The organism is Micromonospora sp. C31 (genome assembly GCF_018070575.1).
GTDB lineage: Bacteria > Actinomycetota > Actinomycetes > Mycobacteriales > Micromonosporaceae > Micromonospora.
The window spans coordinates 142971-155258 of the sequence record NZ_JAGPXN010000007.1; the positions used below are offsets into that span (position 1 = coordinate 142971).

Sequence of the window (12288 nt, forward strand, 5' to 3'; positions counted from 1 at the left end):
CCGGCCCGTCGGAACCGCCGGCCGGACCGGCCGCCACCCGCCGCACCAGCGGCGCGACCGTACAGGGAGACAGGACAGCCGTGGCACCACCTCAGGGACAGATGCGCCCCGGACGGCAACTGGCCGTGCTCGGGCTCATCTTCGTCGTCCTCTATCTTTTGGTGTTCTTCGCGGGCGGCGCCAGCGGCGGCTTGAAGGACCGGCTCGAGCCCAAGCTCGGCCTGGACCTCGTCGGCGGCACCCGGCTGACGCTGGAGGCGACCAACAGCGTCGACGGCCAGCCCCCCACGGCGGAGAACCTCGAAGAGGCCCGCCAGATCATCGAGAGCCGCGTGAACGCGTTCGGCGTCGCCGAGGCCGAGGTGGTCACCGAGGGCAACCGGAACATCGTGATCTCCCTGCCCGGTGAGAACCGCGACCTGACCGAGGTGGGCAGCGCCGCCGAGCTGCGCTTCCGCAAGGTCCTCAAGGCCGCCGACGGCAGCGGCACGGCCCCGGCGCCCGCCGCCACCCCGGCGCCCGGCGGCAGCGCGACCCCGGCCCCGTCGGGCAGCGCGAAGCCCTCGGGCAGCGCCGCCCCGTCGGGCAGCGCCGCGCCGAAGGCGACCGCGTCGCCGAGCGGCGGCCAGGGCGGCATGGCCCCGGCCCCGAGCGCCAGCGCGTCGGCCGCGCCGAGCGCCACGCCCTCGGCCGGCGCCGCCACCCCGACGCCGAGCGCCAGCGAAGAGCCGGTGCCGCAGAGCGTCGAGGAGCAGCGCAAGGCCGTCGAGCAGAAGGTCGGCGCCGCCGCCTGGGCCGCCGCGAACGGCCTGAAGAGCCCGGCCGACCTGGCCGCCGACCCGTCGCTGGCGGAGAAGCTCAAGCCCTTCGCGGGCCTCGACCCGCGCGAGGTCGCGGTGCTGCCGGCGACGATGCAGTTCAACGTGCCGCAGATCAGCTGCGCCCAGCTCGACAAGCGCCCGCCGGCGTCGATCTCCGCCCCCGACCAGCAGGTGGTGGCGTGCGAGGACGGCGCCGCGAAGTACCTGCTCGACCAGGCCAAGGTGCTCGGCACCGACGTCGAGGACGCCAGCGCGGTGCTGGACCAGACCAGCCAGTGGGTGGTCAGCCTCGACTTCACCGGCGCCGGCCAGGACAAGTGGACCGGCCTGACCCGTGAGGCGTTCAACAACGAGGGCCAGGCCTGCGACGCCACCGCCCTCGGCCAGGACGGCAAGTGCCGCGTGGCCGTCGTGCTCGACAACGAGATCGTCTCCTCGCCCGAGATCCAGGGCGTGCTGACGGGCAACTCGCAGATCACCGGCAGCTTCAACCAGGGTGACGCCAGCGCCCTGGCCGGCCAGCTGCGCTACGGCGCGCTGCCGGTGACCTTCGAGGAGCAGGAGCAGCAGAACGTCACCGCCACCCTGGGCGCCAGTCACCTGCGGGCCGGCCTGCTCGCGGCGGGTATCGGCATGGCGCTGGTCATCATCTACTCGTTCTTCTACTACCGCCTGCTCGGCTCGGTGATCTTCCTTAGCCTGGTGCTCTCGGCGCTGCTGGTCTTCGGCGCGCTGGTGGTGCTCGGCCGGCAGATCGGCTTCACCCTCACCCTCGCCGGCATCGCCGGCATGATCGTCTCGCTGGGTGTGGCGGCGGACTCGTTCGTCATCTACTTCGAGCGGCTCAAGGACGAGATCCGCGAGGGTCGCAGCCCGCGCAGCGCCGTGCCGCGTGCCTGGATCAGGGCCCGCCGGACGATCATCTCGGCCAACGCGATCACGCTGATGTCGGCGGTGGTGCTCTACGTGGTCTCGGTCGGCGCGGTGAAGGGCTTCGCCTTCGCCCTCGGCCTGGCCACGGTGCTGGACCTGGTGGTGGTCTTCCTCTTCCGGCACCCGATCATGACGATGTTCGCCCGCACCTCCGCGTTCCTGTCCCCGCGGGTCAGCGGCCTCGGCCGGGCACTCCCGCCCCGGACGGCCGAGCCGGCCAAGCCCCGCAACCCGCGCGTCAAGGAGGCCTGAGATGGCAAAGAGTGGTCTCGCGAGCCGCCTCTACCGCGGCGAGGCCGGCCTCGACATCATCGGTCGGCGTAAGGTCTGGTTCGGCGTCGCCGGCGCCCTGGTCCTGCTCGCACTGCTCAGCTTCGGGCTGCGCGGCTTCAGCCTCGGCATCGAGTTCGCCGGAGGCAACTCGTTCCAGATCCCGGCCAGCGTCGGCACCCTGGAGCAGACCGAGGTGAAGGTCCAGGACGCCCTGGCCACGGCCGGCGACGGCGCCAAGGTGGTCACCACGCAGAAGGTCGGCGGCACCGGCGGCGAATTCTACGAGGTGCGCACGACGCAGCTCAGCGCGGAGCAGTCCAACACCGTCAAGGTCGAGATGGCCGACGAGTTCGGCATCGCCGCGGACCAGATCAGCGGCAACCAGGTCAGCGAGGCATGGGGCAGCCAGGTCACCTCGCGGGCGCTGCTCGGTCTGGTCATCTTCATCGCGGTGGTGATGATCTATCTGATCCTGCGCTTCGAGTGGCGGATGGCGGTCGCCGCCGTCTCCTCGCTGATCATGAACCTGATCCTCACCGCCGGCGTCTACTCGCTGATCGGCTTCGAGGTCACCCCGTCGACGGTCATCGGCTTCCTCACGATCCTGGGCTTCGCGCTCTACGACGTGGTGGTGGTCTTCGACAAGGTGCAGGAGAACACCCGCGGCATCACCGCCAACAACAACCAGACGTACGGCGAGGCGGCCAACCTGGCGATCAACCAGAGCCTCATGCGGTCGCTGAACACGTCGATCGTCGCGCTGCTGCCGGTCGGTGGTCTGCTCTTCATCGGCGCCGGCCTGCTCGGCGCGGGCACCCTGAAGGACCTCGGCCTGGTGCTCTTCGTCGGTATGGCGGTGGCGTTCCTGACCTCGATCCTGCTGGCCACGCCGCTGCTGGTGCTGCTCAAGAACTTCGAGCCGCGCATCCAGGCGCACAACAAGCGGGTGCTGGCCCGTCGGGGCGCGATCGGCCGCGGCGAGGTGACCCCGAAGGGTGCGGCCCCCCGGGCGGCCGAGTCCGACGACGAGCCGGTCGACCCGGAGTCGGCCGCGCTGGCCGGCGTCGCACCGAGGGTGGGCGCCCGACCGGCCGGGAAGCGGCCGACCGGTGCCCGGGGCGGCCGACCGGCCGGCGGCGGTGGCAACCGGCCGGGTGGCGGCAAGCGGCGCTGAGCCGGGCCGGACAGACCCGGTAGGAACCGATCCGACGGCGTCCTTCATGCTGTGCGAGCAGCATGCAGGACGCCGTCGTCGTGAAGGGGAGCGGAACAGCCGTGACGGAGACCCACCGCACCGGAGTACGGGGAGACAGCGGCCCGGCCGCCGCCGCGCTGGTCGCCAGCCGGGTGCTCGACGTGCCCGACTTCCCGAAGCCCGGTGTCATGTTCAAGGACCTGATGCCGCTGTTCGCCGACGGCGACGTGTTCCGTGAGGTCATCGACGGGATCGTCGCGTACCACGGGCGGGACTCGTTCGACGTCGTCGTGGGCATCGAGGCGCGCGGCTTCGTGGTCGCGGCGGCCATCGCGTACGCGAGCGGCGTCGGCGTGGTGCCGGTGCGCAAGGCCGGCAAGCTGCCCCGCCCGGCCCACTCGGCCTCCTACGCGCTCGAGTACGGCGAGGCCACGCTGGAGGTGCACGAGGACGCCTTCACCGCCGGGCACCGGGTCCTGGTCGTCGACGACGTGCTGGCCACCGGAGGCACCGCCGAGGCGACGCTGGGCCTGGTGGAGCGGGCCGGCGGGACGGTCACCGGCTTCACCGTCCTGCTGGAACTCGCCTTCCTCGGCGGCCGGGAGCGGCTGGCCCCGCGTCCGGTGCATGCCCTGCTGACCGTTTGACCCGCCCCGGCCGTCGGGCCGAGGCGGTGCGGACCGTCCGGCGGAGCGGCGGGGCACCGTGCGTGCGGGTAGCATTGCCCTTTGCTGACCGGGCGGGACGCAGTCCGGGCGGCGCGAGACCAGGCCGGCCGGCTCACGGTCGGTGTTTTCCCGGCGAGCGGTGAGGAGGCCGGTGTCCCACGATGTCGCCCCTCCGGTGGAGGGCACGGTGTACCCGACAGGCGACGCGGACGGCTCGGTGACCGCACGGAACGGTGACGCGCAGGCCCCGGAGACGGGTTCCGGCGCGACCGCCCCGGCCGAGCCCGTACGCCCCGACACGCCGATCGCGGCGGCCGGCGGCGCGGACGCGGCGACCGAGGGGGTCGTGCTTCCGTTCCCCGCCGACGTCATCGGCGACCACATGCCGAGCGCCGGTTTCGCGCTCTCCACCGCGCCCACCGGCCGCCGGGTCCGGGCGCGGCTGGCGCGGTTCAACGCGCCGTGGCAGTCCTCGCAGGTCAGCGAGGTGTTGGAACCGCTGATCTCGACCCACCGCGATGCCCATCCCAAGGCGGACGCGCGGCTGCTCCAGCGCGCCTTCGACATGGCGGCCCGCTGGCACTCCGGGCAGTACCGCAAGTCCGGCGACCCCTACATCACCCACCCGCTCGCGGTCGCCACGATCCTGGCCAACCTGGGCATGGACAGCACCACCCTGGTCGCCGCGCTCCTGCACGACACCATCGAGGACACCGAATACACCCTCGACCAGATGCGGGCCGACTTCGGCGGCGAGGTGGCGCTGCTGGTCGACGGGGTGACCAAGCTCGACAAGGTCAAGCTGGGCGACGCGGCCAAGGCCGAGACGATCCGCAAGATGGTCGTCGCGATGGCCAAGGACCCGCGGGTGCTGGTGATCAAGCTGGCCGACCGGCTGCACAACATGCGCACCCTCACCTTCCTGCCCCGCCCGAAGCAGGAGCAGAAGGCGAAGGAGACGCTGGAGATCCTGGCCCCGCTGGCCCACCGGCTGGGTATGAACACGATCAAGTGGGAGCTGGAGGACCTCGCCTTCGGCACGCTCTTCCCGAAGCGCTACGAGGAGATCAACCGCCTCATCGGGGAGCACCAGCCGCAGCGCGAGGCGCTGCTGCGTCAGGTCACCCAGAAGGTGCAGACCGACCTGAAGGCCGCCAAGATCAAGGCGGAGACCACCGGGCGGCCGAAGCACCTCTACTCGATCTACCAGAAGATGATCGTGCGGGGTCGCGACTTCAACGACATCTACGACCTGGTCGGGGTGCGGATCCTGGTCGACACGGTGCGCGACTGCTACGCGGCGCTGGGTGTGATCCACGCCAACTGGCAGCCGGTGCCGGGCCGGTTCAAGGACTACATCGCGATGCCCAAGTTCAACATGTACCAGTCGTTGCACACGACGGTCATCGGGCCCACCGGCAAGCCGGTGGAGATGCAGATCCGCACGTACGCGATGCACCGCACCGCCGAGTTCGGCATCGCCGCGCACTGGAAGTACAAGGAGCACAAGGGCACCCAGATCGTCGGCCCGCCCGCGCACATCGACGAGATGACCTGGCTGCGCCAGCTGCTGGACTGGCAGCGGGAGGCGGCCGACCCGAGCGAGTTCCTCGACGCGCTGCGCTTCGACCTGTCCAGCCAGGAGGTGTACGTCTTCACTCCGAAGGGCGACGTCATCCCGCTGCCGACGGGTTCGACGCCGGTGGACTTCGCGTACGCGGTGCACACCGAGGTGGGGCACAAGTGCATCGGGGCGCGGGTCAACGGCAAGCTGGTGCCGCTGGAGTCGACGTTGTCCAACGGCGACGTGATCGAGATCTTCACCTCGAAGTCCGACACCGCCGGCCCGACGCAGGACTGGCTGGGTTTCGTCAAGAGCCCGCGCGCCCGTACGAAGATCCGGCAGTACTTCAACAAGGAGCGGCGCGAGGAGGCGATCGAGGCCGGCAAGGACGCGATCGTCAAGGCGATGCGCAAGCAGGGCATGCCGTTGCAGCGGATGCTCACCTCCGACGCGCTGATGGCGATCGCCCGCGACCTGCACCTGGCCGACGTGGCCTCGCTCTACGCCGCCGTCGGCGACAGCCAGGTCTCCGCCCAGTCGGTCGTGCAGAAGCTGATGGCCGCGTACGGCGGCGAGGAGGGCGCGGCGGAGGACATCGCCGAGACCGCCGTCGCCACCCGCCCGCCCCGCAGCCGGCAGAGCAGCGCCGACCCGGGCGTGGTGGTGCGCGGGGTCAGCGACGTCTGGATCAAGCTGGCGCGCTGCTGCACGCCGGTGCCGCCGGACTCGGTCTTCGGCTTCGTCACCCGCTCCGGCGGGGTGAGCGTGCACCGCGACGACTGCGCCAACGCCGAGGACCTGCGGGCGCAGGCCGAGCGGGTGGTGGAGGTCAGCTGGAAGCTCACCTCGGCGTCGACCTTCCTGGTCGCCATCCAGGTCGAGGCGCTGGACCGGCACAAGCTGCTGGCCGACGTGACGAGGGTGCTCTCCGAGGAGCGGGTGAACATCCTCTCCGCCACGGTCACCACCACGCGCGACCGGGTGGCGGTGAGCCGGTTCAGCTTCGAGATGGCCGACCCGAAGCACCTGGGCCACCTGCTGGCCGCGGTCCGCAAGGTCGACGGCGTCTTCGACGCCTACCGCGTGACCTCCGGCGCCTGAACCTGGGTTCTGTTGCATCGATGGTTGCCGCGGGGTTGCAGGTGATTTCGGGCGGCCGGTCGTGGTCGACGGCGCCTACCACGGCAACCCCTTGCGCAATCGTGGCCACCGTAGCGAGATCGCGATCAGCGGTATCGGCATATGACAATCCGTGATAGCTTGATTTCGGGGAGTGATCCTCAGAGCGGGGGCGCTGCACCCTGCGAAATCCAGTCTGCGCGAGAAAGGTGATTCAATGCGAAGAGGAGTCAAGCGAGCTCTCGTTGCTTCAGTTGCGATGGGGCTCACCACACTGGCTCTGCCCAGCACGCCGGCATTCGCCATCTCGGCTGTGCCGTGCACTAGTTCGACCGTGCAAATCACCAACGCTCTCAACATCACCACGTGCTTCTCGGGCATCGGGACTACTACCTTCACCACCAACGTCGTAGTGTTCAAATCCGGGGCCAACGATGCTTCGGTGCAGTTCGCGGACGGGTCTGCTACGCTTCTCATGCCGGGTCAAACTGCACGGTGGCCGCTTCCCGGGAAGAATTCTCGGTCTGTCTCGATTTTTTAGTCAGACATGATTCGCCGGCTCGTCAATGAGACGGGTTTCCAGCGACCACGCCGGTAGCTGAAGCCGCTCCAAACGAGATTCAGCGATACCCGCGCAAGAAACCCTGAACGCCGTAGCGGCAGTTCAGGGTTTCTTGTGTTTCCTTTGGATTGGTCGTCGTCTAGGTGCAGGCAGCATCGGGGCGCACCGAACGGCCGCCCCGATGCTGGAGTTGCTTGTCTCAGGAGGAAGACACCGTCAGATCCTTGATCTCGATGTCGTTCTTCGGGTGGCCCCACCAGGGTTCGGACCGAACGCGCCGTCGTGGCCAGCCTCGGTGGCCTTCTTCACGACCTCGATGCTCGCGTCGTCCATCTTGCCGAGGACCGTGTAGTTCGGTTCGAGCTGGACGTCCTGGTAGATGAAGAAGAACTGGCTGCCGTTGGTGTCCGGGCCGCTGTTGGCTAGCGCGACCACGCCGGCCGGGTACGCCGGTCGGTCGTCGGTTGGCAGGTACTCGTTGGCGTTACCTATACGATGGGCCGCCGGTGCCGTCGGTCTCGCGGTAGCCCTTGCCCTTGGCGCTCGCCTGACCCCGCCCGATCCTTCGCCCAACGGTGCGCCCCGGCCCGGCACCGACCGAGCCGGGGCGCACCGCTCTGCCGCCCATGCCGCCCTCCCACGAGCCCCGCCCCGCCACCCTGCACCTACCGCCCTACACCCACCAACCCACCCTCGTCGTCCCGGCGATCATGGGGTTGGCGGCAGCCAGGTAGATCGAAATCGCCGCCAACCTCATGATCGCCGAGAGCGGGGCCGGAGGGGCGGGCCGGGGTGGGTGGGTCGGGGTGGGACAGGGGAGCGCCCGCCGGCGGGGCCGGCGGGCGCTCGTCGTACGGCTGGGGCGTTGTCAGCCCTGGGGGGAGCTCATGGTGAGGTCCTTGATGACGACTTCCTTCTTCGGGTGGCCGCCACCGGCCTGCTTCGCGAACGCCTTGTCGTCGCCGGCCGCCGCGACCTGCTTCACGAGGTCCATGCCGCCGGTGACGGTGCCCAGGACGGTGTAGTTCGGGTCCAGCGGCGAGTCACCGTAGACGATGAAGAACTGGCTGCCCGTGCTGCCCGGCTCGCTCGACTTGGCCATCGCGATCACGCCCTCCGGGTACGGGGGCCGCTTGTCGGTGGGCAGGTTCTCCTCGGCGAGCCGGTAGCTCGGGCCGCCGGTGCCGTCGGTCTGGCGCCAGCCCTTGCCGGTCGCGCTCGGGTCACCGCACTGGAGCACCTTGATGCCCTCGGTCACCAGGCGGTGGCACTTGCTGTCGTCGAAGAAGTTCTTCTCCGCCAGGTGGGTGAAGCTGCCCGCGGTGCAGGGCACCGCCGAGCGGTCGATCGTGGCGGTGATCGGGCCCAGGTTGGTGTCGATCGTCATCGTCTGGGTGCCCGTGGCCGACTGCTGCACGGGCGGCAGCCCGACGTCCTTGATCTGCGGGGACCGCTGGTCGGCGGGGACCTCGTTCCAGGCGCACTGCACGTTGCCGGCCGCCGGGCCGGCGGTGTCGGTCTTGTCGTCGTCGCCGAGGGTGGTGACGAGCCAGACCGTGCCGGCGACGACGAGGACCAGGACCGAAGCGGCCCCCACGATCGCCTGGATCTGCCGGCGCTTGCGGGCCCTGGCCGCGCGCTCGGCCATCTCCTTCTCGAGCCGGGCGCGCGCCGCCGCGCGCTGCCGCTCTCTGGTGGACGTCACGCCTGGATCCTCCTGGGCTGTCTGTGGCGCGGTCGGTGCCGCTGAGATTGGTGGGGCGGCCGGGTCAGCCGGCACTCGGGCTGGCCGCCGGAGCACCCGAAGCGGGCGGCGCCGAGGCCCCCTGCGCGCCGGGCTCACCGACGGTCAGGCTCTGCACGACCACGTCGTCGTCCTTGGGCTTGACCTTGGCCCCGGTCCCATTGTCCACGGTCGGCTTGGCACCGATCTTCGCCACCACGTCGATCCCGCCGGTGACCCGGCCGATGATCGGGTATTTCGGGTCGGCCGTCGTGAAGTCCTCGAAGAACATCAGGAACTGGCTGCCGTTGGCGCCCGGCGGGTTGGCGACCATCGCGACCGTGCCCTTCGGGTAGGTCGCGGGCTGGTCGGCCGCGGGGCTCGCCGACGGCGACGGCGCGGTGGGGACGTTCTCGTCGTAGAACGAGTAGGTGGGGCCGCCGAGCCCGGTGCCGCTCGGGTCGCCGCAGCGCACCGCGCCCTCGGCGGTGATCTCGTGGCACTTGGTGTTGTCGTAGAACGACTGGCTGGCCAGGTGGGCGATGCTCGCCGCCGCACACGGGGCGCCGGCCAGGTCCAGCTCGACGGTGATAGGTGCGCCCTGGTTGGTGGTGACCGTCATCGGGCGTACGCCCTCGGTGGGCAGCCCCTGGGTGGCCGGGGTGCCGACGTCCTTGAGGTTGGTGTTCGCGGCGGCGTCCTGCGGGGTCCACAGGCAGACGTCCTCGGCGGCCGTGTTCTCCTTCGGCTCGTCGTCGAGGGCGCCCAGCGCCCACGCCGAGCCGGCCACGATGAGCACGAGGACGACGGCGACGCCGATGCCGGCCTGGAGTTGCCGACGACGTCTGACGCTGGCGGCCCGGCGGGCGAGCTGCCGGTCGAGCTTGGCGCGCGCCAGTTTGCGCTGCCGGTCCCTGCTGGAAGCCACCCGTGCTCCCCTTCCTCTGCCCTGGTCGTCACCGGTGGTCGGGCGTCCTGCGCCCGTTCGGCCGCGGGTGCGCCACGCCACACGCCCGCCAGAGTGTACGGCTACCGGCTGGAAAAGTGGTGTACGAGGTCCGGGCCGGATCCATCGGAAGGCGTCACTGTGCCCGGTCGGGCCCACGGGACGTACGCGATCGGCGCCGCCCGCGCCGCGAGGGACGTACGCGATCGGCGCCGCGTGCGATGCCCCGGACGCACGCGCGGAACCTCCTCGCCCCGCCCGATAGGCTGCCGACAGGCAACGGATTCGACGGAAGGGGAGCGGACGTGCTCGTGGCCGGCTTTCCCGCGGACGCCTTCGGCACCAACTGCTACGTGGTCGCCGCCGCGCCGGGGGAGCAGTGCGTGGTGGTCGACCCCGGCATCGGGGTGCTCGACCGGCTCGACGCCCTGCTGGCCGAGCATCGGCTGCACCCGGCCGCCGTCCTGCTCACCCACGGCCACCTCGACCACACCTTCTCGGTGGCGCCGGTCTGCGGCGCGCGCGGTATCACCGCGTACGTGCACCCCGGCGACCGGGAGATGCTCGCCGACCCGGCCAAGGGGCTGTCGGCGGATCTCAGGGCGCTCTTCGGCGGGCGGCTGCCGTACACCGAGCCGGAGGACGTGGCCGAGCTGACCGACGGCGCCACGCTCGCCCTCGCCGGGCTGGAGATCACCGTCGACCACGCCCCGGGCCATACCGGCGGGTCGGTGCTCTTCCGGCTGCCGGCCGCCGGCTCGTCGTGGGAGGCGGATCAGCTCTGCCTCTCCGGCGACGTCCTGTTCGCCGGCTCCATCGGCCGTACCGACCTGCCGGGCGGCAGCATGACGAGGATGGTCAACAGCCTGCGGGACAAGATCCTCCCGCTGGCCGACGACACCGTCGTGCTGCCCGGCCACGGCCCCGCGACCACCATCGGCCGCGAGCGCGCGACCAACCCGTACCTCGTCGAGGTGGCGGGTGGCGGCGCGCGACCGGCGGCCCCCACCCGCGGCCTCTGACCGGCCGCACCGACCTCCCGCCCCGCGGCCTCCAGCCGGGCCGCGCCGACTTTCCCGCCCCGCGGCCGTGGCCGGCCGCGCCGACACTTCGCCCGCGCCGACCGCGCGGGACCGCGAACGGAGCATCCATGAGCAAGCCCACGCCCATCTCCGGCTTCCCGGAGTGGACGCCCGCGCAGCGGATGATCGAGCAGTACGTCCTCGACAAGATCCGCGACACCTTCGAGCTGTACGGCTTCGCCCCGCTGGAGACGCGCGCGGTGGAGCCGCTGGACCAACTGCTGCGCAAGGGGGAGACCTCCAAGGAGGTCTACCTGATCCGGCGCCTTCAGGCCGACGCCGACGGCCCGGCCGGCGACGACGCGCTCGGCCTGCACTTCGACCTGACCGTGCCGTTCGCCCGGTACGTGCTGGAGAACGCCGGCAAGCTCCAGTTCCCGTTCCGCCGCTACCAGATCCAGAAGGTGTGGCGGGGCGAGCGGCCGCAGGAGGGGCGCTACCGCGAGTTCCTCCAGGCCGACATCGACATCGTCGACCGCGACACCCTGGCCCCGCACCACGAGGCGGAGATGCCGCTGGTGATCGGCGACGCGCTGCGTTCGCTGCCGATCCCGCCGGTGCGCATCCAGGTCAACAACCGCAAGATCTGCGAGGGCTTCTACCGGGGCATCGGGCTGACCGACCCCGAGGCGGCGCTGCGCGCGGTGGACAAGCTCGACAAGATCGGCCCGGCGAAGGTGGCCGAGCTGCTCGCCGAGACCGCCGGGGCGAGCGAGGCGCAGGCGAAGGCGTGCCTGGCGCTGGCCGAGATCTCCGCGCCGGACGCCTCCTTCGCCGACGCCGTCCGGGCCCTGGGCGTCAGCGACCCGATGCTCGACGAGGGCGTCGAGGAGCTGGCCCGGGTGGTGGAGACCGCCGCCGCGCACTCCCCGGGGCTCTGCGTGGCCGACCTGCGCATCGCCCGTGGCCTGGACTACTACACCGGCACGGTCTACGAGACGCAGCTGGTCGGCTACGAGCGGTTCGGCTCGATCTGCTCCGGTGGCCGGTACGACAACCTGGCCAGCTCCGGCAACGTCCGCTTCCCGGGGGTGGGCATCTCGATCGGGGTGACCCGGCTGCTCGGGCTGCTCTTCGGCGCCGGCGCGCTGTCGGTGTCCCGGGACGTGCCGACCTGTGTGCTGGTCGCGGTGACCAGCGAGGAGCAGCGCGCCGCCAGCAACCGGGTGGCCGAGGCGCTGCGGTCGCGGGGCGTGCCGACGGAGGTGTCGCCCAGCGCCGCCAAGTTCGGCAAGCAGATCCGGTACGCCGAGCGGCGGGGCATCCCGTACGTCTGGTTCCCCGGGGCGGACGGCGCGGCCGACGAGGTGAAGGACATCCGTTCCGGCGAGCAGGCCGCCGCTGCGGCGGGGGAGTGGACGCCGCCCCGGGCGGATCTCAGGCCGCTGGTCAGCTGAGACAT

Annotated in this window: 9 protein-coding genes; 6 read left to right on the forward strand and 3 right to left on the reverse strand. The window is 71.1% G+C overall.

Annotation, left to right across the window (positions count from 1 at the left end):
* Positions 1 to 80 precede the first annotated feature (80 nt).
* From secD to KBX06_RS12045, 4 genes are all read left to right on the forward strand, one after another.
* A complete protein-coding gene (gene secD / locus KBX06_RS12030; RefSeq protein ID WP_210834560.1) occupies positions 81 to 2006 on the forward strand; it encodes a protein translocase subunit SecD in 1926 nt (641 codons plus the stop codon).
* A gap of 1 nt (position 2007) precedes the next feature.
* The gene (secF, locus tag KBX06_RS12035; protein WP_210834561.1) at positions 2008 to 3201 is read left to right on the forward strand and encodes a protein translocase subunit SecF; all 1194 of its coding nucleotides are present in this window, start codon (positions 2008 to 2010) and stop codon (positions 3199 to 3201) included.
* Between the two features lie 101 nt (positions 3202 to 3302).
* Complete coding sequence (locus KBX06_RS12040; RefSeq protein WP_210834562.1) at positions 3303 to 3869, forward strand: adenine phosphoribosyltransferase; 567 nt, start codon at positions 3303 to 3305, stop codon at positions 3867 to 3869.
* Positions 3870 to 4065: 196 nt separating this feature from the next.
* The gene (locus KBX06_RS12045) at positions 4066 to 6555 is read left to right on the forward strand and encodes a bifunctional (p)ppGpp synthetase/guanosine-3',5'-bis(diphosphate) 3'-pyrophosphohydrolase (protein WP_210834670.1); all 2490 of its coding nucleotides are present in this window, start codon (positions 4066 to 4068) and stop codon (positions 6553 to 6555) included.
* Positions 6556 to 7351: 796 nt separating this feature from the next.
* On the opposite strand, the gene KBX06_RS12050 is transcribed toward KBX06_RS12045, so the two are convergent.
* The 3 genes from KBX06_RS12050 to KBX06_RS12060 all read right to left on the reverse strand — a co-directional run bounded on the left by KBX06_RS12050 (position 7352) and on the right by KBX06_RS12060 (position 9786).
* Complete coding sequence (locus KBX06_RS12050) at positions 7352 to 7729, reverse strand: peptidylprolyl isomerase (protein ID WP_210834563.1); 378 nt, start codon at positions 7727 to 7729, stop codon at positions 7352 to 7354.
* 274 nt (positions 7730 to 8003) lie between these two features.
* The gene (locus KBX06_RS12055) at positions 8004 to 8783 is read right to left on the reverse strand and encodes a peptidylprolyl isomerase (RefSeq protein WP_247685761.1); all 780 of its coding nucleotides are present in this window, start codon (positions 8781 to 8783) and stop codon (positions 8004 to 8006) included.
* A 121-nt stretch (positions 8784 to 8904) separates the two neighbouring features.
* Positions 8905 to 9786 carry a peptidylprolyl isomerase gene (locus tag KBX06_RS12060; RefSeq protein WP_210834565.1) on the reverse strand — a complete coding sequence of 294 codons (882 nt, stop codon included), beginning with the start codon at positions 9784 to 9786 and terminating at the stop codon, positions 8905 to 8907.
* Between the two features lie 323 nt (positions 9787 to 10109).
* Between KBX06_RS12060 and KBX06_RS12065 the strand changes: the two genes are divergently transcribed.
* Entirely contained in the window at positions 10110 to 10826 is a 717-nt protein-coding gene (locus KBX06_RS12065; RefSeq protein ID WP_210834566.1) for an MBL fold metallo-hydrolase, read from the forward strand.
* Positions 10827 to 10954: 128 nt separating this feature from the next.
* Positions 10955 to 12283, forward strand: a complete 1329-nt coding sequence (gene hisS / locus KBX06_RS12070; RefSeq protein ID WP_210834567.1) for a histidine--tRNA ligase — start codon at positions 10955 to 10957, stop codon at positions 12281 to 12283.
* The last annotated feature ends 5 nt before the right edge of the window (positions 12284 to 12288 follow it).